Here is a 24,600-nt window from a genome sequence, read left to right on the forward strand (position 1 = left end):
TCCATTGGAGTGCTTGTTATTTTTTATTTCAATGCCCCATAAATCTGATCAACAATCCAGCCATATGTAGCAACAGGTAGTAACCCGCTTACAAATACATTCGGATTTACTTTAGGGTCTGCCGGATAAGGCGATAACGCCGCATCCGGCATGACTTCCGATGCCCCTATTTCCCCGCCTCTGGATGCGTATCAAACGCAGCCATGACCGTCGCCAGCTCATCTTCGGTAAACCCATGCTTCACGTCATCCACGCCCAGTCCAAACTGTTCCTGCAGCAAGGCATACAGGCTGGCGACATCGGGCAGATTAATCTGCTCTACCGCACGACCATCCTGATAACGGGTGAAATGAAAATTGGTCAACGTCAGCTTACCGCCGTCCGGAAGATGACGACACATCAGCAAATGATGACGAAAATGCGATTGTGGCCAGTGCGCGGACCAGAAATTGCCCATCAGGTAATCGCTCTGGTGCTGCACGACCAGGTCAAAACGGTACATTGATTGCCAGTGATCGTGATGGCGGAACTGCAGGATCCAATCGTCCCCCTCCTGAACCAGGCGATATTCGCCGTGTGGCGTTTGCTGCTCAATATCGGCCTGCAGACGAATCGGCGCCGTCAGCGTTTGTCCGCCGAAGCCAACGTCGGCGATCCACTGCTCTCCCTGTAATTCAACCAGCAACAGACGATGCGTGCGCGGCGGCAGACTTGACGGATTTGCCAGTACCACACGACCGAGAAGGCTGCGTACGTTAAAACCGATTTCGCGTAACGCGCGCTCAAACACTCCATTCTGTTCAAAGCAATAACCGCCACGACGCGCCGTCACCAGCTTCTCTTCCAGCGACAAATCGTCAAGCTGCATCTCTCTTGGCAGTAATACATCCAGGTTTTCAAACGGAATCGCGCCGTTGTGCAGTAAATGCAGCGCTTTTACAGTTTCAATGTCGACGCTGGCCGAATCTGACCAGCCAATACGGGCAAAATAAGCGGTTAAAAAAGGCGTCATAGGGAGTTCCTGTTCGATTAATGCAGTACTTATAACGCATTTTTAATTTTACGCCGTCGATTTTGTGCGTTGTTCCTCCAGACGAGGCGACAAAATCGCTAATACCGTTAATATCTATATCTATTGTGGTGTGTTATCTCTCAGCCCAGGAGCATCCATGAGCCATTTCCGTTCAATCGAATTAAAACATGCCAGTCGGCTGCTTAACCACGGCCCTACGATACTGATCACCAGCCGGGATGAGCATACCGAGCGGCGCAATGTGATGGCGGCGGCATGGTCAATGCCGGTGGAATTTGAACCGCCGCGGATTGCAATTGTTGTTGATAAGACCGCCTGGTCGCGTGAACTGATTGAGCGTAGCGGCAAGTTCGGTATTGTTATTCCGGGCGTGGCCGCTACCAACTGGACTTACGCGGTGGGCAGCGTTTCCGGTCGCGTGGAAGATAAATTTAACTGCTACGGTATTCCGGTGGTAAAAGGTCCGGTGCTGGGATTACCGTTAATAGAAGCGAAATGTCTGGCCTGGATGGAGTGTCGTCTGCTGCCTGCAACGGCGGCCCAGGAAAAATATGACACCCTGTTTGGGGAAGTGGTCTCGGCTGCCGCTGATGAGCGAGCTTTCGTGGAAGGACGCTGGCAGTTTGATGATGATAAACTCAATACCCTGCATCATCTTGGCGCCGGAACGTTTGTCACCAGCGGGAAACGCATAACAGCGGCTGAATAATACGGGCGCAATAATCGCCCGTTCTCTTTCACATGCTGTAGCCGGGTTTTTTAATCAGCCTCGTCATCTGTGGCGCAATTTCCGCATCCCACACGCTCTGCCACTCCCCTGGCTCAATTTCATTCAGCGCCACGCTCACTGAACTCTCTTTGCTTTGTAAATGACGAATAATGACTTCGGTAATATCCGTCGCCAGTGCGGCCTTCTCTTCTTCGTTCAAATCGCGAGGAAAACATTTGATATCAACGTGCGGCATGACAGGTTCCTTATTGTTTTGGGATGCAGGTAACTTATGCGGACTCTCTTCAACCAGGTGAAATCCGACATCAATAATATCGTCTTCACGTGGAATTTGTTCGATACGATCGAGGCGACGCGTTGTCCAATAGCCCGGCGATCGGCGGTCCATAGCAAACCATGACGACGATAACCTTTTTTCAGCAAATAGTCTGCCACCGCCTGCATCACTTTTTCCGCGGTCTTCGGGCGCACCAGCTGCGGGCTATTTAGCGCCCTGCTCACTCTCATGGGTGACAATCCCCAGTCTTTTGATTACGCCATTCTGTACGTCGGTTCGATGGGGCTGATTGGCCTTATTTCTTATCTGTTTATCGTGAGTCCATTGGAACGTATTACGCTGACCCCTTCTGTCGCGTAATTTAATCTTATGGCGATAGTTTGCCCGCTGTTCCGGGATTTGCACACCTGCGGAACAGCGTTTTTTTATTCAAATAATCTTATTGTTTTTCAGTACAGTACGTAGCCTCGGATGCTGACAAACTGCATCAGCGATAGCGCTAATATTCGGCGTGTTGTCCTGAAACCAGTCATGCCCTGGTCCCCAGGTGCGCATAACGGCAATATATACGTCCAGTAGTGTTAGCTGATCCCCGAATGCGTACGGCTCGGCGTTTAGCTGATCGTTCAGCCACATATAGAGGGATTTACGGTACTCAATGCAGTTCTTTTTCAACTGCGCCGGGGCGTCCGGTACCCAGCGTTCTGGATAGTCGGCATAGGTAAACGTGGGATAGACATTTGCTACCAGCCATATCAACAGACGCTGAAACTGCTGGCGTTCGGCGTGTCCAACGGGTGGTGAAAGTTCAGGGCGACGATCGAGAATCATCAGCGCGATCGCCGCCGTTTCTGTCATCACACTGCCATTTTCCAGTACCAGCGTGGGCACCTGGCATAATGGATTCATCGTCTTAAGCAACTCCCGCTGAGGGCCGTCACTGTCAAAACCGTCGACATTAATAAAATGATAAGGGATCTCCGCCAGTGTGAGCATCACTTCACTGATGGCCGATCCCCAGCCCGGTACCCCATAGACCTTAATCATGCTGCAATCCCCAAAGTTAAAACCCTAAGTGTAGAGCAGCATTCGGCAACCTATGCAGACATGATTATTACTTTCATAATAACAATGGTCGAATACCGGGGGAGAATAAGCCATGCGTTCCAGTATGTTTGAATATATGAACATTTTTGTACAGGTTGTTGAGCAAGGTGGATTTGCCAGAGCAGCAGACGTGTTACACCTGCACCGCCCTGCAGTGACCAAAGCTATCCAACATCTTGAAGACGATCTGGGAGCAAAGTTGCTTAACCGCACGACTCGTAAAGTGAGTCTGACAGAAGAAGGTGACGCTTTTTACCAACGCACAAAAATCCTGCTCAGTGACGTTGATGACATCATGGCTTCTTTCTCACCCACCCGCCCTCCGCGCGGAAAGCTTAGGGTGAATGCCCCCCTGTCGCTGGCTCACTCGGTATTAGTCCCGGCCCTGAACGATTTCCAGTCGCGCTACCCGGATATTGAGATTGTCCTCACCTCTACCGACCGAAGAATCGATCTGCTTGCCGAAGGTATCGACTGCATGATTCGCATTGGCGAGTTACAAGACTCTTCTCTGATTTCACGGCGGCTTGGTGAGGTAAAAATGGTGACATGCGCGTCCCCGGATTATTTGCAAAAACACGGCGTACCGCAGACGCCAGAGGATTTATCCAGACATCAGGCAATTAACTTTTTCAGTGAACGTCATCGTGAAGCACTGGAATGGTCCTTCGTCCGTGAGGGTGAAACCGTGTCGTTTATCCCTACAGGTCACATCTGCGTTGATAACTCCGACATTCTTTTGACAGGCTGTTTATCCGGACTCGGTATCATCCACGGTGTGCACGCGGTACTGGCCCCCTGGATCCAGTCGGGCCAGCTCGTAGAGGTGCTGGCCGATTATGCCGGGGAATCAAAACCCGTTTCCGTGCTCTACCCGGACAGGCGTCATCTTGCCCCCCGTGTTCGGGTGTTTATTGACTGGCTGTATGCGCTTTTTACCGAGCAAAAATCGCGCCTACAGGGATTATTATAATCTGAGTAATAGTGAAGTTCCGCAACGGCGGTTTTTCACCCTCATCTGAGCCGTTAAATTGTGCAGACCCAATACAGAACAATTTACAGAGGTTTGCTATGTCTAAGGTCGTGGTTTTTAATCAACCAGGCGACGCTGACGTCCTGACAATACAGGATATGCCAGTTTTGGCTCCGCGTGCGGATGAAGTTCAGATACGCGTACGCGCAATCGGCATTAACCGTGCGGAAATTATGTATCGTAACGGCCAGTATATTTACCAACCCAAATTCCCGGCTCGTCTGGGCTATGAGGCTTCTGGCGTTGTTGAATCCGTGGGAGACAACGTGCGTGAGTTTGCGCCCGGCGATAGCGTCAGCGTCATCCCGGCTTTCAGCTTCCATGAGTATGGTATGTACGGTGAAGTCGTCAATGCTCCAGCCCATGCTGTCGTCAAACATCCTGAGAATCTTAGCTTCGAGGAAGCCGCGGCGAGCTGGATGATGTATGTGACCGCTTTCGGTGCGCTGGTTGAATATGCGGATATTAAGCCTGGTGATAACGTACTGATCAATGCTGCTTCCAGCAGCGTCGGACTGGCGGCAATTCAGATTGCTAACATGCGGGGAGCAAAACCGATTGCGATGACGCGCACCAGTGAGAAACGTGCCCAGCTTCTGCAACTTGGCGCGGCAGAGGTTATCGCCAGCCAGGAGCAGGATCTGGTGGCGGAGATTAACCGGATCACTGACGGCAAAGGTACCCGCGTGGTCTTCGATCCGGTCGGTGGCCCTGGCGTGGCAAAAATTGCCCAGGTGATGCCTGCCGGCGGACTCTTTTTCCAGTATGGCTCTCTTGATGCGCGTGATTTGTCGATTCCGGTAATTGAGATACTCGGTCGTCATCTGACCTTCCGCGGCTATGAGATTTTCGAAATCACCGCGGACGCAGAAAAACTTTCGCGGGCGAAACGGTTTATCTTTGAAGGACTGCAATCCGGTAAGCTCAAACCGCTGATTGATAAAACCTTTGCCTTTGATGATATCGTTGAAGCACATCAATACATGGAAGCCAACGGTCAGGTGGGCAAAATCGTCGTCACCCTGTAATCCTTGTGCGGCACAGTCTTGTGCCGCAATGTAACTCAAAGCACTTTCGGGTGCGCGTGTGATGTGGATGATTCAGCACCTAATATTGTACGTTAATGCTATTTTATGACCATCAAGAAATGAGTAAAATTACCGTTTCTGATTGCCGGTAAAGTGTCTGAATGCGGCATATCTGGAAGGGGTTGCACCCTATCGCATCTATACGGGGTCAGTTTGGATATCGGAAATTATTGTTAAGGTTGTTTTTTAACCACTCAGATGTGAGAAAACCGCTCTCTGAGCGGGTTCTCGTATCTTGATGGGCGATACTGAGAGCGCCTCTCAAACGATCTTAAGAAGATCCTTCTGAATCTTTGACCGTAATAGTATAGGTTTTATCGAACTCTCCTGATTTTGAAAACATTCCGCCACCTAAGCCCCCATGTACTCGCACTTTAGCTATGCCTGCTTTTGTTGGTGTCCCTCTAATCTGGATACAATTATTGAATTCATTATCATCACAATACTGTAGGTGAAGCCCTAAATTATCTGGATGAATATCTCCAGCAATAGCTTGTTTACCATAAAGATCATAAGAAAGAACTACCCCACCAAATATATTAATTTGGTTATAATAGGGAATGCCAACAGTTGCATCATTAAGTACCTCCCTTTCTGGAGTGAATTCTGCCTGCAACGAACAGGCAGATAGTAATAATAAAGGCAGAACCAAAAAAAATCTTCCCATTTTATTTCAATGGCTTGAAAGCCATTCCTCCAAAAAACCTGTTGATAAAAAATTGCAAATCTTTTTTTGGTTTTATCCAGTTTTTTTCCTTTCCCCAAGAAAACAATTCCAAACTAATATATCCATTAGGATCTTGCATGACTGAACCATTCCAAACAACCCAGTGTGTAGGTAATGTTGTTTTATTTGTACTATTTACAAGAAGTCCATCATTTATCAATGTTACGACTTTATAATCTTGCTCAATATATTTATTTAAATCTCTGATTCCCTGAACACCCGCCTGAGTAATACCGACATTACTAAAGACCATTTTATAGCCGACCTTTTCAAACCATTCTGCCAAAATTTGCCAAATTGTGATACCAGCAACTGGAGAATCAAGAGTATCAAAGCTCAGCATTGTATTCTCTGAATCCCTGAGTCCAGCAAGCGTCATCCAGTCTGTACCGACTATCTTCGGTCTGCCGTCATCATAGTAAAATACACCTGTAGGATGCCGACAGCCTTTACCTGGCGAAATTATTAAATTACCTATTTTAGTTTTTCCGTATCGCCAGAGTTCACGGGTAGCTTGCGCATACACATCAGGGCGATCCTTTTGCAGGCAGTAAAAAAATGCAGCAGGTCCACATACACTTGCAGCTATTTGATTAGGGAAATCAAATCCGTTAAATCTTTCTTCTATTTGACGTTCTACTAATTTTTTATCAAAAGGATCCCTGGAATTACCAATAGGATATTCTTTCGCTATAAATGGTCGCTCCTCGCGGGTTATAGTAACTAGTTTCGTTTCGCCCCCCTGACTATCAGGTTTAGGTGTGCCTGCCGATTCAAAATAACAGAGATTTTCACGTTTCGCCTCAGAGCACGCCTTACCTGTACTAAATTCTGCAAGCGTATACATCTTTGTGAAAGGTTTTGGAGTAACACTGTGGGTATGCAGCATCGTCTTACGATAAAGCGTCATTTCCATAATGTAGATAGTTGATAGAGGCTCGTTTATATCTTCAGACATATGTATCTGAGTTTGGTGGTTATCCTTAAATTTCTGCTGTCTCACATCTATCAAATAATATTTATTTCTGTCGGTATCCATACGATAAATACATAGATCATATAATAAAGAGTCTGCGGGAACATTAGAGCGAATGCTGGTGCTAAGCGGGTAAACAGCCATAATTAATCCATTAATATGTGCAGGTTAATATTTTCAGCGGATTCAGCATAATGCCACTCTGTCATTCCTTGGCTATCTGTATTCCTCGTTTCTGTATGGCCGTCCGGGAGTATGAGAACATACCGGCAATCCACCATCAGTCTGCCGTCATCATCTGCACACTTAAAACGAATACACTTTCTGCTGCTGACATCCTGTGAGCTCTGCATCATTATCGATAATTGACTGGTGTCGAGGGTGGTTAAAGTGCCCGCTCCACTGCTGGTATATTGTGTGGCTGTACCAAAAACATAGTGATTGGGGCCGCCACACAACACCCTGTCGCCAGTAGCTAGATATGCTTTACCATTTTCCATCCAGTCCAGTCCAGTCCAGTGCAGAAGCAGTAATAATTTCTCCATAACTTGTTTTATCGCCGAGACAGGCCAGTGCTCTTACCATTTTCAATTCCTTAGTTAAAAAGTGGTAATACTCAATGGCATGATACATAACATATGATTTAAGCAAAGTTTTACTATGCTTTCTCACAACTTCACTAAGGGTGATATATTCCAGACCCAAGTCATTATTCACCTGATAATAAAATGATTTTTCGATAATTATTCACTGAAGAGTCTTACTCAAAAGGAAGACTAATTTAGGATTAACGGACATTCATATTTTCTTGTTAATTTCACCCTTTGGACGCGGTCTCAAAGCACTTTCGACAAAAACTGCTGGGTGCGCGTGTGGCGTGGATGATTCAACACCTGCTCGCTGCTGCCCTGCTCGACGATTTTGCCATCAACCATAAACACCACCTGATCCGCCACTTCCCGAGCGAAGCCAATCTCGTGTGTCACCACCACCAGCGTGGTTCCCGACTTAGCCAGCGCTTTGATGACATCCAGGACTTCGCCCACCAGCTCAGGATCCAGTGCAGATGTAGGCTCATCAAACAGCATGACGCGCGGATTTAGCGCCAGTGCACGGGCAATAGCGATACGCTGCTGCTGACCGCCAGATAAGTGACGCGACCAGGCATCGGCTTTATTGCGCAACCCTACTGCATCAAGCAGCGTTAATGCCCGCTCGGTGGCGGCTTTACGCGATGCCAGTCCGTGCGCAATGGGCGCTTCAATCAGGTTCTCCAGCACCGTTAAGTGCGGGAACAGATTAAAGTTCTGGAACACATAGCCGACGTTAACCCGCTGGCGCAAAATTTCCGCCTCTTTCAGCTCATACAGCTTGTCTCCCTGCCGACGATAGCCAATGTAATCGCCATCGATTTGAATAAAACCCTCATCGACGCGTTCCAGATGGTTGATGGTACGCAGGAGTGTGGATTTCCCTGAACCGGACGGCCCGAGAATGACCGTAACCGTTCCGGGAGGGATCTCCAGCGACACATTATCCAATGCTTTGTGGCGACCAAAGTATTTGCTGACGCCGGTAATAGAAATATGACCTTCAGGCGAGTGGGACATGGACGGCCTCCTGCTGTGGACGTTGACGACTGCGTTTTTCTGCACGGCTCACCCGGACGGTGTTGATCGCTGAACGTCGTTCGCTGCGTGCCAGCGCACGTTCGACCAGATGCTGAATAAGCGACAGGATGCTGGTGATCACCAGATACCACACCGCACCCACCATCAGCAGCGGGATCACTTCCTGCGTGCGGTTGTAGATCATCTGGATGGTGTAGAACAGCTCAGGCATTGCCAGCACGTATACCATCGCCGTCCCTTTCGCCAGGCTGATGATTTCATTGAAGCCAGCAGGCAAAATGGTGCGCAGCGCCTGCGGCAGAATAATCCGCAGCGTACGTCGCCCTGCCGGTAAGCCCAGTGCTGCCGCTGCCTCGTACTGACCGTGATCAACCCCCAAAAATCCACCACGTATAATCTCAGCGGTATAGGCGCTTTGCACCAGCGTCAGGCCAACCACCGCAGTGGAAAACTGACCGAGTACATTGATGGTCTCAAAACTTCCCCACTGAATGGGAGTAAACGGAATACCAATCGTCAGCGTGTCGTACAGATAGGAGAAGTTGTACAGAACGATTAGCACCACAATCAGTGGTAACGAACGAAACAGCCAGATGTACCCCCAGGCCAGACAGTTCAACAGCCAGGAAGATGAAAGCCGCGCCAGCGCCAGCAGACCGCCGATGAGAATACTCAACAGCGTCCCGATAAGTGTCAGTAACAGCGTTTGTCCAAGACCAGACAAAATCACCGGATCGAAGAACCAGCGGGCAAACACACTCCATTCCCAGCGCGGATTAAACGCCACAGACTGGAGAATCACCGCCAGGGCAAACAAAGCAATGATCGCGCCAACGGTGCGCATGGGGTAACGCGCCGGTACGACTTTAATGCTATCTGTCGTTTTCATCTTCTCTCCTCAGGCGATTCTGGCCTGACCGGCAATAGTCAGCAGTTTGGTAAAGCGCAGCCGTCCATCAAACGGTGGCTGGCTGTACTCTTCGGGATTGCGCGTCGTATCAAATTGCGGATCGTAGCCCTGGCTTAAATAAAGTCTGACGGCCTCCGGCTGGCGAAATCCTGTGGTCAGATATATCCGGCTGTAGCCCGCGAATAGCGCCCGACGTTCCAGTTCCTGCACTACACGCGCCGCAAGTCCCTGCTGACGCAGGCTGCTTTTTGTCCAGATACGCTTAATCTCGGCAGTGTCCTTGTCGTAAGGTTTGTAAGCCCCGGTGGCGATAATTTCTCCGCCACGCTCCAGGACCACAAAAAGTCCCTGAGGTGCCAGATACCATTCGGTCAGTTCCACTTCAGCGTCGCGAGAAAAATAATCGCCGTAGCGGGCAGCATACTCACCGAACAGACCGTTCAAAATGGGCTGTAGCTCGCTGGCTTCAGGTGAGACCACGCGAAATTGATCGCTCACGATAACCTCCTTAGTCGCCTAAACCGGCCGGGTTGATTTCAGATTGCGGAATGCGTTCCACCCCTTCTCCCCAGCGATTCAGCACCTTGTCATAATCGCCGTTGCCAATCACGCCGTTGAGGGCGGTTTGTACCGGCAGAACCAGACCGCTGTCCTTTTTCAGCGTCACTGCGATGTGTGCCGCTTTTGGCCAACCGCCATCAACACTACCCACCAATTGCGTTTTACCGTTGAGTGCAGCTTTCCATGCGCCGATTACATTAGGACCGAAGTAGGCATCGGCGCGACCTGACTGTAGGGCCAGGGTTTGCGCGGCATCATCTTTGGTATACACCGGCGTAAACGGCTGTAACCCTTTCTTCACGTTCTCATCGTTCCAGGCCAGCAGGATGGCTTCCTGGTTCGTCCCTGAACCGACGATAATGCGCAGTCCAGCGATATCTTCCGCCTGCTCGATTTTCTTCAGCTTGCTACCGGTTTTGACATAAAAGCCAAGAGAGTCCTTCCGATACGTCGCGAAATCGAATTTTTCTTTGCGTGCTTTGGTGACGGTAATATTACTGATCGCGGCATCGTATTTGCCGGAAGTGACGCCCAGCGGCCAGTCTTCCCATGACGTAGGTACGACGTTGAGTTCCAGCCCCAAACTGTCAGCCACCAGACGCGCGATGTCCGCCTCGCTGCCGATCAGCGTCTTATTGTCATCGGCAAAGACGGTCAGCGGCGGTTGGCTGAGCCCGGCAATCGCCACGGTGAATTTGCCCGGTACGGCCAGGTGCAGATTTGCAGGCAATTGCGCAATCGCCTGCGGATTCTTTGCCGTATTGATCGGCGTTTTATTGGCTTCCAGACTTACGCCCGTGCCGTTAATCGTCACATCATTTGCCCAGACAGTCGCGCTGAAAGCCAGCGACAGCGCGAGGAATACTGATTTTTTCTGCATAGCGTTTTTCTCTTATTGTGCGAATTGATTTGCAGGTGTCGTTAATCCCAGGCTTGCGCGCAGGGTCGTACCGGGATATTCATGGCGGAACAGGCCCCGCGCCTGAAGCACAGGGACAACCTGTTCGACAAAACGCGGGAAGGTATCCGGCGTTCCGCCCTGGATAATAAAACCATCTGCGGCTTTCTCGTCGAACCACTGCTGCAGGCCGTCGGCGACCTGTTCCGGCGTGCCGCTGAAACGCGGACGTGGGCTGGCCGCTTCCAGAGCAACCTGACGGAGTGTTAAGCCACGCTCGCGCGCGTTGCGTTTGATCTCATCAGTCGTACTGCGAAAGCTGTTTTGTCCGAGAGAGCCAAGATCCGGGAACGGTGCGTCCAGCGGATATTGGGCAAAATCATGATGTTCAAAGTAGCGGCCAAGATAGTTCAGCGCGTCGGTAACGGAGACCAGCGCAGCGGTAGTCTGATACTGCTGCTCAACGTCCTCTTCGCTGTCGCCAACAATAACGCTGACGCCCTGGAATATATGCAGTTGATCGGGATGTCGTCCGGCAATTTCCAGCTGACTTTTTACATCCTGATAGAACGCCTTAGCCTCTGCCAGCGACTCCTGATGGGTAAAAATGGCATCAGCATGCTGCGCCGCTAATTTCTTGCCATCTGCTGAAGCTCCCGCCTGAAATATAATCGGACGACCTTGTGGCGTACGCCCAATATTTAACGGCCCGGCGACCTGGAAATAATCTCCATGATGGTTTAGCGTGTGCAGTTTATGCGGATTAAAAAATTCCCCGCTTGTTTTATTACGGGTAAAAGCATCGTCTTCCCAGGAATCCCACAGTCCTTTCACTACCTGTAAATATTCATCGGCAATACGATAACGCTGGGCATGCTCCGGATGCTGAGCGCGAGAATAGTTTTTTGCCGATCCTTCCAGAGGCGACGTAACCACGTTCCAGCCCGCACGCCCGTTGCTGAGATGGTCCAGGCTGGCGAACTGTCGTGCGGTCGTAAACGGCTCGCTGTATGATGTAGACACTGTGCCAACCAGTCCCAGATTCTGGGTGATGCTGGCCAAAGCGGATAATACTGTCAGCGGCTCAAAACGATTTAAAAAGTGCGGGATTGATTTTTCATTAATATACAGACCATCGGCGACAAAAATAAAATCCAGCTTCCCTTTTTCCGCAATAAGCGCCGTCTCTTTGACAAAATCAAAATTAATACTGGCATCGGCCTGAGCCGCCGGGTGGCGCCATGCGGACATATTTCCCGATGCGCCATGCAGAATAGTTCCGAGCCGTAGTTGCCGATTTTCAGCCATAATAACCCCTACCCAACAGGTAAACTTAAAGGTGTGCGAATGCCGTTTTTGCTAACTGCGCAAAGTAATGTGCGGCAGGTTCAATTAAACGTTCGTCTGGATTAAATCCCGGGTGATGTAATCCGTATTCACTGGCGCTGCCAATACTGACAAATGCACCTGGCGTATTTTGCAGGTAGACGGCAAAATCCTCCCCGCCCATATGCAGGTCAGCATGGTGAGTTGTGTAGCCTGACTGTTTCGCCACCGTGGTGGCGATATCGGCCCAACGCGCATCGTTCACCAACGCGGTCGGCCCTGCATGCCAGATAACGTCTATTTGTGCGCCAAAGGCATGGGCAAATCCGGCAGCGATGTCATTAACCCGTGCTTTAACCTGCTGCTGTACCTGAGTCCGGTGCGTTCTGAGCGTCCCTTCCAGCTCAACGGACTCTGGCAGTACGTTCCATGTATTTCCTCCCTGAATACGGGTCACGCTGAGTACCACCGAATCCAACGTGTTAACGTCGCGACTGGCAACGCTTTGCAACACGGTTACCAACTGGCTGGCAAGCAGGATGGCATCTTTGCCTTCATGCGGACGCGCCGCATGTGCGCCCTTGCCATTTATGCGCAGCACGAAGCGATCGACATTGGCATAGAACGCACCGCCGCGTGTGGCAAATTCGCCCACCGGCAAACCGGGCTCATTGTGCATACCAAAAATAGCCGCTACGTTTTGCAGCGCACCGGCGCGGATCAACGTTTTTGCGCCGCCGAAACTCTCTTCAGCTGGTTGAAACAAAATACGTACTCGCCCCGGTAAGGTTGTTTCCTGTTGTTTAAGCAGCAGTGCTGCACCAAGCATCACGCTGGTATGGACGTCATGCCCGCAGGCATGCATCACGCCCGGTGTGAGGGAACGAAACGGAACGTCGGCACTTTCTTCTATCGGTAGCGCATCGATATCCGCTCGTAGCGCGATGACATCTTCTCCCTTGCCGATTTCCGCGACCAGACCGGTTTTCAGCTCGAACGGCAGAATGTCGACATCCGCAGCGTGCAACCAGGCCTGAATGCGCCCGGTGGTTGCTTCCTCCTGCAGGGAAAGCTCCGGGTGCTGATGTAATTCACGACGCCAGTTGATAAGCGTTGAGCTGAGGGTCATCAGAACACCTCCACGGCATTATGGACTTGTGCCAACAAACGCAGCGATGTCAGACGCGGGTGGCCCTCCGCCACTGGCGTGTCGATAATGAACTCATCAATACCAAATTGCGTATGCAGAGCATTCAGCTTTACCATCACCTCTTGAGCGGTGCCGTGTAACAACGCCAGTTCACGACGCGCGATTTTGCGTGGCGAACTACCCGCCTGTACGGCGAATGCCAGGGCTTGCTCTTCGCTGGCGACTGTAACGCGTTGACCATTTTCCAGCTCAACGCCCCAGATTTGCACGTTTTCCGCCAGTTGCGCAGCGGTATCGTGACTGTCAGCCACAATCACCTGAACGGCGACTATCGTCGGGCGGTCGCTGTGGGTCTGCCAGAAGGACAAAACCTCACGTAATAACGCTTTGTCACCGTTGAGGTGCGCAGCGAAGATAAAATTCAAGTCGGATTGCGCTGCTAACTGTGCGCTTTGCACACTGGCTCCGAGTACAAATCCTTCTGGCGGTATTGGTGGGATTGGCGTCGGGAATACCGTTTCCCCGCTTTCCGTTCCGTTCAGCGCCAGCCAGCCGTTAAGCTGAGAAAGCTGATCGGCAAAACTGCCTTTTTCTTCCTGATGCAGTCCATGCTGTAACGCCTGAGTCGACAACGGTAACCCGCCAGGGGCCTTCCCTACGCCGAGGTCGACACGTCCAGGAGCCAGTGATGCCAGAAGATTGAAGTTTTCCGCCACTTTGTACGGGCTGTAATGTTGCAGCATCACGCCGCCGGAACCAACGCGGATACGCTGGGTTTGCCCGAGGATCCAGGCGATCACCAGCTCCGGCGATGGACTGGCCAGCTGTGGCGTATTATGGTGTTCCGCGATCCAGAAACGATGGTACCCCCACTCTTCCGCCAGTTGCGCCAGGCGCAACGTCCGGGAAAGCGCAGTCGCGGCAGTTTCACCTTCCCCGATGGGGCTTTTATCCAGAATACTCAGGCGATATGACATGTTACGAGCCTTTGTTTGTTAACATGTCTTTATTATTAATTTATCAAATAGCCATACTGAAACATTTAATTCACATTTACTCAGCTAAAAAGTAGATAACAAACCCTACCGCAGCCAGGGTTAAAATTTGGATCGCCCAGTACCGCTAAACTGAAAAACACCCGCAATTAATAGCCTACAAAATATAATAGGGTCGTTGATATCACGTTAATAACATCAAAATCATTTCATGCCAGTTTTCTTTTTACGAAAAGGTTTTTTAACGCAATTTACGTTAAGTCAGTTTAAACGACTTGTAACGTTATGCGCTTGTATTAATTGTTTCACTTTTATGACGTGGGATGAATGATTTACATGGAAATTTTTATTTTAACTACTTCCACAGAAATGATGATTAGTAGAGAATGCAACGTTTCTTATTAAAACGGTTGAAAACAGATTTCTAATATCCCCCGATTTTATTGCGGGGATTTTTGTATGGATTATACATAGCATCATGGGACCTCTATGAAAAGTAACATGCCCGTTACACAAATTGAGCACGCACTTAACGATAAAGCGACGCTGCTTTCTACGACGGATAAAGAAAGTCATATTACCTACGCCAACTCCGCATTTATTGATGCCAGCGGATTTAACGAACAGCAATTAATGGGCGAACCGCATAATATTATTCGCCATCCTGATATGCCTCCCGCGGCGTTCGCCGATATGTGGTACACGCTACAGCAGGGAGACAGCTGGACGGGAATGGTGAAAAACCGTCGGCAGAATGGCGACCATTACTGGGTTCGCGCCAACGTTACACCGGTCTGGCACAATGAAAAGCTCACTGGCTACATTTCAGTGCGTACCGTTCCTTCGCGCGATGAAATAACTCAAAGCGAAAGTTTATATCAAAAAATTAATAGCCAGCAGTTTAAAGGGTTTCGACTTTTTAAAGGCATTATCATTCGCCGCGGCATATTGTCATGGGCATCAATGTTTAAATGGATGAGCATTAGCCAGCGCGTCAATTATTCTTTAGGGGTAATCGCCCTGCTCGCCGTGCTATTTCTTTTTGCTCCTGTTAATCCATTTATTCAGGCGGGAGGGTTGCTGTTCTTATTTCTGATGCTTGCTATTTACCTTAAGTATCAAATTTGTCAGCCAGTTAATACGCTACTGACGCAAATGAAGAAAGTGGTATCCGGGAGAAAACCTGATAACTGTCATTTAAATCGGGTGGATGAGATCGGAATGTTGATGCGCCTGGTTAATCAGTCCGGGCTTAATCTGAATTCACTGGTCGATGATGTCAGTACGCAAATATCCGGTATTCGCGCTATCAGTCAGCGAGTATCAAAAGAAGGTACGGCGCTGCATAAGCGTTCCGAAGAAACCTCCGCCGACCTGCAACAAACCGCTGCCGCCATTGAAGAAATTGGTAGCGCGGTACAGCAAACTGCTGAGACTGCGGCACATACTATGACCATGGCCGATAAAACCAGCGCCAATGCGGCAGAAGGCGGCGATATCATGAAACAAACTATCGCCATGATGCAGGCGATATCGCGTGACAACGGGCAGATCGTCGACATCATCGGCGTCATTGATAGTATCGCCTTTCAGACCAATATTCTGGCGCTCAATGCCGCGGTCGAGGCCGCGCGAGCCGGAGAGTCAGGACGCGGTTTCGCCGTTGTGGCGGCAGAGGTCCGTAATCTGGCACAGCACTCAGCGTCTGCAGCAAAAGAGATCAAACAGTTGATTGAGAAGAACGTCGCCAACGTGAATAGCGGCGTCAAAATGGTAGAACAAACGGAGACGCATCTTACCGGGATGATTGGCGATGTCCTGCAGATGTCGATGATGATCAAAGATATTAGTCTGGCGACGCGTGAGCAAACCCTGGCGCTGGATCTGATTAACGATTCGATTTCACGCGTTGGCACCATGACACACAATAATGCCGAGATGGTGGAACGTGTCACCGATGCTACCGCCGATCTGACTCAACGTTCATCGCGCTTACAGCAGGCCGTTCAGGTCTTTGGCGTATCAGCATAACCTTACGGCGCTTATCGGGTGAATGTCTCGATAAGCGCACTCCTCTCCACGTATTTACGCCCTTCTCTTTTATTGGCTGAATCGAGGCCACACCGCGCCAGTGCAGGCTGTACAAAAATACTGAATTCTTGTTATCGGGGCTTTGCGGAACCGAACAATTGAATGTAGGATGCTCGGCCGGCAGTTTTCCCCGTAACACAATGAAGGGTAAGGCTGTTTTCGCCGCAGCAGGTGCGGCAAAAAGGATTTTGTATTTTTGTCAGGTCAACAGGAAAAGTAATGAACACAAACAACACGCAAGCCGCGGAACAACATGCGGCGAAACGACGCTGGTTGAATGCCCACGAAGAGGGGTATCACAAAGCGATGGGAAATCGACAGGTACAGATGATCGCCATTGGCGGCGCAATTGGTACCGGGTTGTTTTTAGGGGCTGGCGCGCGCTTGCAGATGGCTGGTCCTGCTTTAGCGCTGGTTTATCTGGTGTGCGGTATTTTTTCGTTCTTTATACTGCGCGCGCTTGGCGAACTGGTTTTACATCGCCCTTCCAGCGGCAGCTTTGTCTCCTATGCCCGTGAATTTTTAGGTGAGAAAGCCGCCTATGTGGCTGGCTGGATGTACTTTATCAACTGGGCGATGACCGGCATTGTCGATATCACCGCGGTGGCGTTGTATATGCATTACTGGGGCGCATTTGGTGATGTACCGCAGTGGGTATTCGCCCTCGGCGCGCTGGCCATTGTCGGCACCATGAACATGATCGGCGTGAAGTGGTTCGCGGAGATGGAGTTTTGGTTTGCACTGGTCAAAGTGTTGGCGATTGTGATTTTCCTGGTGGTGGGTACCGTCTTTTTAGGCACCGGAAAGCCATTGGATGGTAACGCCACGGGTTTTCACCTGATCACCGACAACGGTGGATTCTTCCCACATGGCTTGCTGCCGGCGCTGGTACTGGTTCAGGGGGTGGTTTTCGCGTTTGCCTCCATTGAACTGGTGGGCACCGCTGCTGGAGAATGCAAAGATCCACAAACCATGGTGCCGAAAGCGATCAATAGCGTTATCTGGCGTATTGGTCTGTTCTATGTGGGTTCTGTCGTGCTGCTGGTTCTGTTACTGCCGTGGAATGCCTATCAGGCAGGGCAAAGCCCGTTTGTTACCTTCTTCTCCAAACTGGGCGTGCCGTATATCGGCAGTATCATGAATATTGTGGTGCTCACCGCGGCGCTTTCCAGCCTTAACTCTGGACTGTACTGCACCGGACGTATTTTACGTTCCATGTCGATGGGCGGATCGGCGCCGAAATTCATGGCTAAAATGAGCCGCCAACAGGTACCCTGGGCGGGGATCCTCGCCACGCTGGTCGTCTATGTCGTCGGGGTATTTCTTAACTATCTGGTGCCGTCGCAGGTGTTTGAGATCGTGTTGAACTTCGCGTCGTTGGGCATTATTGCGTCGTGGGGCTTTATCATGGTCTGTCAGATGCGTCTGCGCCGGGCCATAAAAGAAGGTAAAACGGCAGACGTTAGCTTTAAACTGCCGGGCGCTCCGTTTACCTCGTGGCTAACCCTGGTGTTCCTGTTGAGCGTGCTGGTGTTGATGGCGTTTGACTATCCAAACGGCACCTACACTATCGCGTCATTACCGTTGATTGCCATCCTGCTGGTGGCAGGCTGGTTCGGCGTGCGTAAGCGCGTCGCGGAAATCCACCGCACCGCGCCGTAATGGCTGAAGGCCTGACAGGTTAACCCTTCAGGCCTTCTTTTTTAGTTCGCTTCAATCAACTGCGCTACATCGTTGCTGTTAATTTCCCGCGCGTTTCCATCCTGATCGGTATAGCTGGTCATTCCCGTATCTTTATCCAGTTTTGGCTTACCCTGGGTGGTAATGGTTTGCCCGCTTTTGGTTGTCATGACGTAATCAGTGGTGCATCCTGCCAGGGCAAACAGCATTACGCCTGCACAAAGACAGATAAATGGCTTTTTCATGGTATTCCCGTGTTATTCAGTTAGCCGTTGAAGGCGTAGTGTAAGTCCCTGAAGTGGGTCGGGCTACTGGCGGGGTGTAACGAGGCGTATCGTGGGGTTTAGAGAAATGACAGGAGGGGTTTCCCCCTCCTGATTTTTTACAACGCAATACGAATAACATCGTCCGGCTGGGTAGCTTCCTGCTCGCGGGTAGATTTCTGTTTCACACTGACGTACAGGGTTTTACCATCGGCAGAGAGCGCCAGGCTATTCGGGAATGTTGGGGTCTCGAATGTTTTGACGACTTTATAGCTTTTCGCGTCGATCACACTCACTTTACCGGCCTGGCGATGAGTCACGTAGGCTTCATTACGCGTCGGGTTGAACAGCACGGCAAGGGATTCCGGCGCGGCGACTTTTGCCAGTACGTTGCCGTTACGGGTGTCGATTACCAACACTTCCGCCGCTTTAGAGTCGGTGACAAATGCACGGTTGCCCGCTGTGTCCAGGCTCAGGTTGATAAAGAAATGCTCTTTCCCATCATCCAGCAGTTTTTTGCGGCTGATAATTTTGTTGGTGGTGGTATCGATGGTAATGAATTCACCGTCCGCATTGGCGGTGTACAGGCGCTTAGCCTTGCTGTCGACAGCCAGAGCGGTGCTCATTTTGCCGGTATTTTGGATGGTGTCCTTCAGTTTAATGGCGTCGCCGTCCACCACCCAAATCACGCTCTCTTTACCAATACCGCTAATGTATACCGTGTTAGTGGCGTCATCTGCGGCCAGCTCACGCGGCTGCAGCGGGCGAACATCTTCAGAACGCTTACGCGCATCCAGCACCAGACGTCCTTTCACCGCGCCCGTTTTAGCATCCATCGCCGTTACCGCGCTATTTACCGTGTTGCCGAACCACAGCGTTTGCGTGGCGTTATTGATGGTGGCACCAAACGGTTTGAGATCGTTATGAATCACCTGAGTCACTTCGAGGGTGACCGGGTCAAGGCGGTAAACCACCCCGCCGGTATCCAGTTTGCGGCTCTGTGAGGTCGCCAGCCACAGCGCGTTCTCTTGTTGGCTGTACGCCATTTCATAAGCGCCTTTACCGACGGCTTTGCGCAGCAGTTCTTCTGCAGCCTGCGTAGTAAAAGATGATGCAACGAGCAGTGAACCTAACAGTAAAGAACCACGCAGACGCGGTGAAAACAGATGACGTAAAGACATGACGACTCCCTTTGATAAATTCGTTTGTTACTGCTTCACATAGCTTCAATGAGCAAAATCATGGTTTTGCCTTTTTAAGAATGAGAATAGTAATCATTATTTATCTCAATGTGGAGTATTTATTTGCTTTCGGGTTGTAACCTTCTCATTTTCTCCATGAATAATCGCTTTTCATCCAGATAACGTCATTGGCATTTTACCAGACCTACATTTCGTACGAAGCAGGCCTGGTTACAGACATTCACCGTCTTCCACTCTTACGCATCAATCCTCAGCAAGACGAATAACTACCTTGCCGAAGTTTTTGCCGGTCAGCAGACCGATAAAGGTTTGTGGCGCATTTTCCAGGCCGTCGGTCACCTGCTCGCGGTAGTGGATTTTGTCCTCTTTAAGCCAGCGCCCCATCTCCCGCTGAAACTCCTGAATGCGGTGACCATAATCCTGACCAATGATAAAACCCTGCATCCGGATACGCTTTTTCAGCAGGGTTGCCATTAACAGCGGTAATCTGTCAGGTCCGGTCGGAAGCGACGTTGCGTTATAACCACTGACCAGGCCACAAAGCGGAATCCGCGCAGAAGTATTGAGCAATGGCAGAACGGCATCAAATACTTTTCCGCCGACGTTTTCATAATAAATATCAATTCCTTGCGGGCAGGCTTTTGCCAGTTGTTGCGCAAAATCTTGTGCGTGGTGATCGAGGCAAACATCAAAGCCCAGCACCTCTGTGGCATGTCGGCATTTCTCTGCCCCACCAGCCACACCTATTACCCGACAGCCTTTAAGCTTACCGATCTGCCCAACCGTTGCGCCAACCGGCCCGGTTGCGGCGGCTACCACCAGCGTTTCTCCCGCTTTCGGCTGACCGATATCCAGCAGGCCCATATAAGCGGTAAACCCCGGCATACCCATAACACCCAGCGCCCAGGAGGGATGTTCGGGATGAGCGCCAAGCTTCACCAGTCCGTTACCGTCGGAGATGTCATAGTCCTGCCAACCGCTGTAGCTCAATACCCATTCGCCTGGCTGGTAGTCCGGATGGCGGGATGACACCACGCGACTTACGGTACCACCCACCATAACACCACCAATCTCTACTGGTGGTGAGTAAGATGGCTCATCGCTCATGCGGCCACGCATGTAGGGATCGAGGGAAAGATAAACAGTGCGCAGCAAAACCTGGCCTTCGCCCGGGGATGCCACCTCATCTTCTTCAAGACGGAAGTTCTCTGGGACTGGCGCGCCATGTGGACGGGAAGCCAGTACCCAGCGACGGTTACGATTAGTCTGTTGACCCATGATGTGCTCCTCTGCTTTTGGCATGAATCCATCAATAGTAGCAGTCTGCGCCTACTATTTAGCTGACGACGTGGTTTAACCGCACAACCAGGTAAACGCAGGGTTTCGCGGTTTCATTGATAAACCGACAGTCATTCGGCGGGCCAAGTTCCAGGCAATCACCTGCCTGCATTTCATGGCGTATGTCCCCTTCCACAAAAACTAATTCCCCCTGCTGTAACCAGATAAGTTGTCTGGCCTGCACATAGGAAGAAGCTGGCATCGGGATATCACTTCCAGCGGGTAATTCAATCTGCACCAGATCGATAGGTAGATCGCTGCGCGGTGAAACATGGCGGCGCAGATAGTGGCTTTGCGGGTCGTGCCAGACGGGCTGGTCAGCGAAGCGCAGCAGCTTGCCCTCCTGCATTTCAGCCCGCGCAATCAGGGTAGACATGCTGATGCCAAACGCACCGGAAAGTCTACCCAGCAGCGTCGCCGTTGGACTACTCTCGCCGCGTTCTATTTTATGGATCATGGCCCGCGACACGCCCGCGCGCTCGGCAAGTTCCGTGAGTGACCAACCGCGAGATTCCCGCTCAATGCGAATTCTTGCACTGATCCGTTGATTTATGCTGTCTTCAATAGTATTCATATTGTAATACTATAGTGAACAAGCCCTGAGGTTCAACATGTCAATTCGATTTGCCAGCAAAGAAGACTGCGCCGCCATTGCAGAAATCTACAACCATGCGGTACTGCATACGGCGGCTATCTGGAATGATCAAACGGTCGATGCCGAAAACCGTATTTCCTGGTATGAATCCCGACAATTGATGGGGTATCCGGTACTGGTGAGTGAAGAGAATGGCGTGGTTACGGGATACGCCTCCTTTGGCGACTGGCGTAACTTTGATGGCTTCCGCCATACCGTTGAACATTCGGTGTATGTCCATCCAGAACATCAGGGAAAAGGACTCGGACGAGCACTACTCAGCAGACTGATAGACGAAGCCCGCGCATGCGGCAAGCATGTCATGGTGGCAGGTATTGAGTCTCAGAATCAGGCATCACTGCATCTGCACAGCTTGCTGGGCTTTAAAACCACCGCGCAAATGCCACAGGTTGGAACCAAATTTGGGCGGTGGCTGGATCTGACCTTCATGCAGTTGCAGTTAGACGATCGCCGCGAACCGGATGCCCTTAGATGAACCAGACGCTGACCCTCTCCTTTCTGATTGCCGCTGGTATTGGTCTGGTGGTGCAAAATACCTTGATGGTACGCATCACGCAGACGTCCTCGACGATCCTTATCGCCATGTTACTTAACTCGCTGGTCGGGATCGTGCTGTTTGTCAGCATATTGTGGTTTAAGCAAGGTTTAGCAGGGTTTGGTGAATTGGTTTCCAGCATACGCTGGTGGACACTCATCCCCGGCTTGTTGGGATCGTTCTTTGTTTTCGCCAGCATTAGTGGATATCAAAATGTAGGCGCTGCCACGACGATTGCGGTACTGGTTGCCAGCCAGCTTATCGGGGGACTGATACTGGATATTCTACGTAGTCACGGCGTGCCTCTACGGACGCTGATGGGCCCAATCTGTGGCGCGGTAATGTTGGTGATCGGGGCATGGCTGGTGGCGAGACGTTCGTTTTAATTGCGCTTATCCGACCTACAGAACGCGCCTGTAGGCCGGATAAGATCCGGCGAGGAAATATCAAAGAATAGTGCCGCCTTTGGTCAACTGTTCGCGACGGGCTTCCATATCTTCTTTATGCTGACGGCCATGATGGGCGATAGCCGTACGCAAACGCTGTTGCTGGGTATAGCGGTCTTCCCGGCTCAACGCGACATCATCGCTGAGCTCAATCAGCAATTCATTCATATGCGTAATGACGCTCTCCTCAATGGCGGCATCAACACGTGCGCTGACCTCATCCAGATGCGACATAACCTCTCCTTAACTCATTAATTTAATTTTGCTTTTGAAAAATCACTGCCCATCAGGCTAACGCTGTATCCGCTGACGTTGCTACGCGTAGCGTAGAACGTTTTACCGTTTGCCAGGGCTATCCAAGGAGCCTGCTGGTAGAAAATCTCTTGTGACTGCTGGTAAAGCGCGGCGCGCTCTTCCGGTTTGCTCACCAGTTTCGCCTTTTCAACCAGCGAATTATACTCTTTATCGCACCAGCGCGCGGCGTTAGATCCGGTTTTTATGCTGTCGCAGCCCAGCAGCACATCCGCGAAGTTATCCGGATCGCCGTTGTCTGACATCCAACCAAACAACGCGGTGTCATGCTCACCTTTACGCATTCCGGAGAGATATTCACCCCACTCATACGATACAATTTTCCCCTTCACGCCCACCTTTGCCCAGTCGCTCTGGATCATTTCGGCAATCCGTCGGGAGTTCGGGTTGTATGGGCGCTGGACCGGCATTGACCACAGCGTCGCTTCAAAGCCATTTTCCAGCCCAGCCTGCTTCAGCAGGTCTTTCGCTTTTTGCGGGTCGTAAGCGTAATCCTGCAGATCTTTATTGAACCCCAGCATATTCGGTGGAATCGGCGATTTTGCCACCGTACCAGAACCTAAAAAGACAGCGTTAATAATGGCCTTTTTGTCCGTTGCGTAGTTCAAAGCCTGACGCACCAGTACGTTATCAAACGGTTTTTTCTCGGTATTAAATGCCAGATACCCGACGTTCAGCGCGTCAACCGAATGCAGCGTCAAATCTTTATTCTTTTTAATCTCGTCAAACTGTACGGGCGCAGGTGCTGGGATTATTTGGCATTCATTGGTTTGCAGTTTTGCCAGCCGCGTCTGGACGTTTGGCGTGATTGAGAAGATCAGGTGTTTCGTTGGAACGGCGCCATCCCAGTAGTTAGGGTTGGCAAGATAGCGGATTTGCGAGTCCTGCTTGTACTGCTGCAGCACGTAAGGCCCGGTGCCAATAGGCCAGTTGTCGACGTTTTCCGGTGTACCTTTTTTCAGCATCGCGTCGGCATATTCCGCAGAGAGAATCGAGGCAAAATCCATTCCCCAGTCGGCAAGAAACGCAGCGTTAGGTTCATTCAGGACAAACTGAACGTGATAATCATCGAGCTTCTTAACTTCTTTAATCAGTTTATCCAGACCGACATCGTTAAAGTATTCATAGCTTCCCTGAGAAACCTTGTGATACGGATGATCGGCATCCTTCTGCCGTAATACCGAGAAAATCACGTCGTCAGCGTTGAAGTCGCGGGTCGGTTTAAAGAATTTATTACTGTTGAATTTCACGCCTTGACGCAGGGTAAAGGTGTAAGTCTTACCGTCGGGAGAAATCGTCCAGTCCGTTGCCAGAGATGGTACCGGGGTATTCTTTACCGGATCAAAGTTGATGAGTCGGTTGTAGAGCACTTGTGAACTGGCCACAAATGAGGGACCGGAACTGGCAATTTGCGGGTTAAATGACTCCGGCGATGCTTCAGAACAATAGATGATGGTGTCAGTATTGGCCGCGAACGCAACGCCTGACGGTATGACGGTGCTGAGAGCCAGCGCGAGTAACGTTTTCCTTGCAATCATGGTTATAAGCCTTCTTATTTTATTATTAACCGAGATATCAGAGCATAGCTGACAAAAACTGACCAATAACAAATCACTATCAGGTTATTCTAATCCGG

The 24,600-nt window shown here is 50.6% G+C and carries 24 protein-coding genes and 4 pseudogenes; 8 read left to right on the plus strand and 20 right to left on the minus strand.

Annotated elements, in window-relative coordinates:
* Window positions 1-23 precede the first annotated feature (23 nt).
* Window positions 24-122, minus strand: a pseudogene (locus SK34_RS24895) (hypothetical protein); the annotation flags it as partial.
* A 44-nt stretch (window positions 123-166) separates the two neighbouring features.
* On the minus strand, window positions 167-1,012 hold the full coding sequence (gene nhoA / locus SK34_RS00275; protein ID WP_048232065.1) for an N-hydroxyarylamine O-acetyltransferase: 846 nt from the start codon (window positions 1,010-1,012) through the stop codon (window positions 167-169).
* Window positions 1,013-1,169: 157 nt separating this feature from the next.
* On the opposite strand from nhoA, the gene SK34_RS00280 reads away from it, so the two are divergent.
* Window positions 1,170-1,742, plus strand: a complete 573-nt coding sequence (locus tag SK34_RS00280) for a flavin reductase family protein (protein ID WP_003020117.1) — start codon at window positions 1,170-1,172, stop codon at window positions 1,740-1,742.
* A gap of 28 nt (window positions 1,743-1,770) precedes the next feature.
* On the opposite strand, the gene pptA is transcribed toward SK34_RS00280, so the two are convergent.
* Both pptA and SK34_RS25140 read right to left on the minus strand, forming a co-directional pair.
* Entirely contained in the window at window positions 1,771-1,998 is a 228-nt protein-coding gene (gene pptA, locus SK34_RS00285; protein ID WP_048233744.1) for a tautomerase PptA, read from the minus strand.
* A gap of 194 nt (window positions 1,999-2,192) precedes the next feature.
* Window positions 2,193-2,279 (minus strand): annotated as a pseudogene (locus SK34_RS25140) (hypothetical protein); the annotation flags it as partial.
* On the opposite strand from SK34_RS25140, the pseudogene SK34_RS00290 reads away from it, so the two are divergent.
* Window positions 2,278-2,400, plus strand: a pseudogene (locus tag SK34_RS00290) (glucarate transporter); the annotation flags it as partial. The pseudogenes SK34_RS25140 and SK34_RS00290 sit on opposite strands and share 2 nt — an antisense overlap.
* A 69-nt stretch (window positions 2,401-2,469) precedes the next feature.
* Here the strand turns inward: SK34_RS00290 and SK34_RS00295 are convergent.
* Window positions 2,470-3,087, minus strand: a complete 618-nt coding sequence (locus SK34_RS00295) for a glutathione S-transferase family protein (protein WP_016150265.1) — start codon at window positions 3,085-3,087, stop codon at window positions 2,470-2,472.
* A gap of 112 nt (window positions 3,088-3,199) precedes the next feature.
* Between SK34_RS00295 and SK34_RS00300 the strand changes: the two genes are divergently transcribed.
* Complete coding sequence (locus tag SK34_RS00300) at window positions 3,200-4,120, plus strand: LysR family transcriptional regulator (RefSeq protein WP_048232069.1); 921 nt, start codon at window positions 3,200-3,202, stop codon at window positions 4,118-4,120.
* Between the two features lie 98 nt (window positions 4,121-4,218).
* Entirely contained in the window at window positions 4,219-5,208 is a 990-nt protein-coding gene (locus SK34_RS00305) for a zinc-dependent alcohol dehydrogenase family protein (RefSeq protein WP_048232071.1), read from the plus strand.
* Window positions 5,209-5,539: 331 nt separating this feature from the next.
* Here the strand turns inward: SK34_RS00305 and SK34_RS00310 are convergent, their stop codons facing one another.
* The 9 genes and pseudogenes from SK34_RS00310 to SK34_RS00355 all read right to left on the minus strand — a co-directional run bounded on the left by SK34_RS00310 (window position 5,540) and on the right by SK34_RS00355 (window position 14,424).
* Window positions 5,540-5,935 carry a hypothetical protein gene (locus tag SK34_RS00310; protein ID WP_048232073.1) on the minus strand — a complete coding sequence of 132 codons (396 nt, stop codon included), beginning with the start codon at window positions 5,933-5,935 and terminating at the stop codon, window positions 5,540-5,542.
* 1 nt (window position 5,936) lies between these two features.
* Window positions 5,937-7,115 carry a hypothetical protein gene (locus SK34_RS00315; protein WP_048232075.1) on the minus strand — a complete coding sequence of 393 codons (1,179 nt, stop codon included), beginning with the start codon at window positions 7,113-7,115 and terminating at the stop codon, window positions 5,937-5,939.
* Window positions 7,116-7,117: 2 nt separating this feature from the next.
* A complete protein-coding gene (locus SK34_RS00320; protein WP_231588739.1) occupies window positions 7,118-7,516 on the minus strand; it encodes a PAAR domain-containing protein in 399 nt (132 codons plus the stop codon).
* A gap of 291 nt (window positions 7,517-7,807) precedes the next feature.
* The gene (locus tag SK34_RS00325) at window positions 7,808-8,581 is read right to left on the minus strand and encodes an amino acid ABC transporter ATP-binding protein (RefSeq protein ID WP_003836184.1); all 774 of its coding nucleotides are present in this window, start codon (window positions 8,579-8,581) and stop codon (window positions 7,808-7,810) included.
* Complete coding sequence (locus SK34_RS00330; RefSeq protein ID WP_003836182.1) at window positions 8,565-9,491, minus strand: amino acid ABC transporter permease; 927 nt, start codon at window positions 9,489-9,491, stop codon at window positions 8,565-8,567. The genes SK34_RS00325 and SK34_RS00330 overlap by 17 nt, the downstream gene beginning before the upstream one ends.
* A 9-nt stretch (window positions 9,492-9,500) precedes the next feature.
* Window positions 9,501-10,010 (minus strand): GNAT family N-acetyltransferase, encoded by a 510-nt coding sequence (locus SK34_RS00335; protein ID WP_032949329.1) that lies wholly within the window; start codon window positions 10,008-10,010, stop codon window positions 9,501-9,503.
* A gap of 10 nt (window positions 10,011-10,020) precedes the next feature.
* Window positions 10,021-12,279, minus strand: a pseudogene (locus SK34_RS24800) (NtaA/DmoA family FMN-dependent monooxygenase).
* A 25-nt stretch (window positions 12,280-12,304) separates the two neighbouring features.
* Window positions 12,305-13,426: an amidohydrolase gene (locus tag SK34_RS00350; protein ID WP_048232077.1), complete on the minus strand. Its 1,122-nt coding sequence runs from the start codon at window positions 13,424-13,426 to the stop codon at window positions 12,305-12,307.
* Window positions 13,426-14,424 carry an MsnO8 family LLM class oxidoreductase gene (locus SK34_RS00355; protein WP_048232079.1) on the minus strand — a complete coding sequence of 333 codons (999 nt, stop codon included), beginning with the start codon at window positions 14,422-14,424 and terminating at the stop codon, window positions 13,426-13,428. Before SK34_RS00355 ends, SK34_RS00350 begins: the two co-directional genes overlap by 1 nt.
* Window positions 14,425-14,931: 507 nt before the next feature.
* Here SK34_RS00355 and SK34_RS00360 point away from each other — a divergent pair.
* Together SK34_RS00360 and ansP are read left to right on the plus strand one after the other, a co-directional pair.
* Window positions 14,932-16,473, plus strand: a complete 1,542-nt coding sequence (locus tag SK34_RS00360; RefSeq protein WP_048232081.1) for a methyl-accepting chemotaxis protein — start codon at window positions 14,932-14,934, stop codon at window positions 16,471-16,473.
* Window positions 16,474-16,752: 279 nt separating this feature from the next.
* Window positions 16,753-18,195 carry an L-asparagine permease gene (ansP, locus tag SK34_RS00365; protein WP_003843715.1) on the plus strand — a complete coding sequence of 481 codons (1,443 nt, stop codon included), beginning with the start codon at window positions 16,753-16,755 and terminating at the stop codon, window positions 18,193-18,195.
* A gap of 41 nt (window positions 18,196-18,236) precedes the next feature.
* Here the strand turns inward: ansP and SK34_RS00370 are convergent, their stop codons facing one another.
* From SK34_RS00370 to SK34_RS00385, 4 genes are all read right to left on the minus strand, one after another.
* Complete coding sequence (locus SK34_RS00370) at window positions 18,237-18,458, minus strand: YgdI/YgdR family lipoprotein (RefSeq protein WP_003843716.1); 222 nt, start codon at window positions 18,456-18,458, stop codon at window positions 18,237-18,239.
* Window positions 18,459-18,595: 137 nt separating this feature from the next.
* Window positions 18,596-19,657 (minus strand): 7-bladed beta-propeller protein YncE, encoded by a 1,062-nt coding sequence (gene yncE, locus SK34_RS00375; RefSeq protein ID WP_003843717.1) that lies wholly within the window; start codon window positions 19,655-19,657, stop codon window positions 18,596-18,598.
* A gap of 264 nt (window positions 19,658-19,921) precedes the next feature.
* The gene (locus SK34_RS00380; RefSeq protein ID WP_016150272.1) at window positions 19,922-20,956 is read right to left on the minus strand and encodes an NADP-dependent oxidoreductase; all 1,035 of its coding nucleotides are present in this window, start codon (window positions 20,954-20,956) and stop codon (window positions 19,922-19,924) included.
* Window positions 20,957-21,014: 58 nt separating this feature from the next.
* Entirely contained in the window at window positions 21,015-21,590 is a 576-nt protein-coding gene (locus SK34_RS00385) for a helix-turn-helix domain-containing protein (protein WP_003020168.1), read from the minus strand.
* A 37-nt stretch (window positions 21,591-21,627) separates the two neighbouring features.
* Here SK34_RS00385 and SK34_RS00390 point away from each other — a divergent pair, with 37 nt between their 5' ends.
* Both SK34_RS00390 and SK34_RS00395 read left to right on the plus strand, forming a co-directional pair.
* A complete protein-coding gene (locus tag SK34_RS00390) occupies window positions 21,628-22,146 on the plus strand; it encodes a GNAT family N-acetyltransferase (protein ID WP_003836165.1) in 519 nt (172 codons plus the stop codon).
* Complete coding sequence (locus tag SK34_RS00395; RefSeq protein ID WP_048232083.1) at window positions 22,143-22,592, plus strand: DMT family transporter; 450 nt, start codon at window positions 22,143-22,145, stop codon at window positions 22,590-22,592. The genes SK34_RS00390 and SK34_RS00395 overlap by 4 nt, the downstream gene beginning before the upstream one ends.
* 60 nt (window positions 22,593-22,652) lie before the next feature.
* Here the strand turns inward: SK34_RS00395 and SK34_RS00400 are convergent, their stop codons facing one another.
* Window positions 22,653-22,886 carry a YdcY family protein gene (locus tag SK34_RS00400; RefSeq protein ID WP_003020183.1) on the minus strand — a complete coding sequence of 78 codons (234 nt, stop codon included), beginning with the start codon at window positions 22,884-22,886 and terminating at the stop codon, window positions 22,653-22,655.
* Between the two features lie 17 nt (window positions 22,887-22,903).
* The gene (locus SK34_RS00405) at window positions 22,904-24,502 is read right to left on the minus strand and encodes an ABC transporter substrate-binding protein (RefSeq protein WP_048232084.1); all 1,599 of its coding nucleotides are present in this window, start codon (window positions 24,500-24,502) and stop codon (window positions 22,904-22,906) included.
* Window positions 24,503-24,600: the final 98 nt, after the last annotated feature.

Origin of the sequence: Citrobacter sp. MGH104 (genome assembly GCF_001034485.1) — a bacterium.
GTDB classification, from domain to species: Bacteria; Pseudomonadota; Gammaproteobacteria; order Enterobacterales; family Enterobacteriaceae; genus Citrobacter; species Citrobacter freundii.

What these genes read in the sequence shown, in the direction of transcription:
- pptA (WP_048233744.1), bottom strand. Translation starts at nt 1,998, where the DNA reads ATGCCGCACGTTGATATCAAATGTTTTCCTCGCGATTTGAACGAAGAA.
- SK34_RS00390 (WP_003836165.1), top strand. Translation starts at nt 21,628, where the DNA reads ATGTCAATTCGATTTGCCAGCAAAGAAGACTGCGCCGCCATTGCAGAA.
- SK34_RS00295 (WP_016150265.1), bottom strand. Translation starts at nt 3,087, where the DNA reads ATGATTAAGGTCTATGGGGTACCGGGCTGGGGATCGGCCATCAGTGAA.
- SK34_RS00320 (WP_231588739.1), bottom strand. Translation starts at nt 7,516, where the DNA reads ATGGAGAAATTATTACTGCTTCTGCACTGGACTGGACTGGACTGGATG.
- ansP (WP_003843715.1), top strand. Translation starts at nt 16,753, where the DNA reads ATGAACACAAACAACACGCAAGCCGCGGAACAACATGCGGCGAAACGA.
- SK34_RS00305 (WP_048232071.1), top strand. Translation starts at nt 4,219, where the DNA reads ATGTCTAAGGTCGTGGTTTTTAATCAACCAGGCGACGCTGACGTCCTG.
- SK34_RS00400 (WP_003020183.1), bottom strand. Translation starts at nt 22,886, where the DNA reads ATGTCGCATCTGGATGAGGTCAGCGCACGTGTTGATGCCGCCATTGAG.
- SK34_RS00385 (WP_003020168.1), bottom strand. Translation starts at nt 21,590, where the DNA reads ATGAATACTATTGAAGACAGCATAAATCAACGGATCAGTGCAAGAATT.
- SK34_RS00300 (WP_048232069.1), top strand. Translation starts at nt 3,200, where the DNA reads ATGCGTTCCAGTATGTTTGAATATATGAACATTTTTGTACAGGTTGTT.
- SK34_RS00350 (WP_048232077.1), bottom strand. Translation starts at nt 13,426, where the DNA reads ATGACCCTCAGCTCAACGCTTATCAACTGGCGTCGTGAATTACATCAG.
- SK34_RS00330 (WP_003836182.1), bottom strand. Translation starts at nt 9,491, where the DNA reads ATGAAAACGACAGATAGCATTAAAGTCGTACCGGCGCGTTACCCCATG.
- SK34_RS00360 (WP_048232081.1), top strand. Translation starts at nt 14,932, where the DNA reads ATGAAAAGTAACATGCCCGTTACACAAATTGAGCACGCACTTAACGAT.
- SK34_RS00310 (WP_048232073.1), bottom strand. Translation starts at nt 5,935, where the DNA reads ATGGGAAGATTTTTTTTGGTTCTGCCTTTATTATTACTATCTGCCTGT.
- SK34_RS00380 (WP_016150272.1), bottom strand. Translation starts at nt 20,956, where the DNA reads ATGGGTCAACAGACTAATCGTAACCGTCGCTGGGTACTGGCTTCCCGT.
- nhoA (WP_048232065.1), bottom strand. Translation starts at nt 1,012, where the DNA reads ATGACGCCTTTTTTAACCGCTTATTTTGCCCGTATTGGCTGGTCAGAT.
- SK34_RS00355 (WP_048232079.1), bottom strand. Translation starts at nt 14,424, where the DNA reads ATGTCATATCGCCTGAGTATTCTGGATAAAAGCCCCATCGGGGAAGGT.
- SK34_RS00395 (WP_048232083.1), top strand. Translation starts at nt 22,143, where the DNA reads ATGAACCAGACGCTGACCCTCTCCTTTCTGATTGCCGCTGGTATTGGT.
- SK34_RS00325 (WP_003836184.1), bottom strand. Translation starts at nt 8,581, where the DNA reads ATGTCCCACTCGCCTGAAGGTCATATTTCTATTACCGGCGTCAGCAAA.
- SK34_RS00370 (WP_003843716.1), bottom strand. Translation starts at nt 18,458, where the DNA reads ATGAAAAAGCCATTTATCTGTCTTTGTGCAGGCGTAATGCTGTTTGCC.
- SK34_RS00280 (WP_003020117.1), top strand. Translation starts at nt 1,170, where the DNA reads ATGAGCCATTTCCGTTCAATCGAATTAAAACATGCCAGTCGGCTGCTT.
- SK34_RS00315 (WP_048232075.1), bottom strand. Translation starts at nt 7,115, where the DNA reads ATGGCTGTTTACCCGCTTAGCACCAGCATTCGCTCTAATGTTCCCGCA.
- yncE (WP_003843717.1), bottom strand. Translation starts at nt 19,657, where the DNA reads ATGTCTTTACGTCATCTGTTTTCACCGCGTCTGCGTGGTTCTTTACTG.
- SK34_RS00405 (WP_048232084.1), bottom strand. Translation starts at nt 24,502, where the DNA reads ATGATTGCAAGGAAAACGTTACTCGCGCTGGCTCTCAGCACCGTCATA.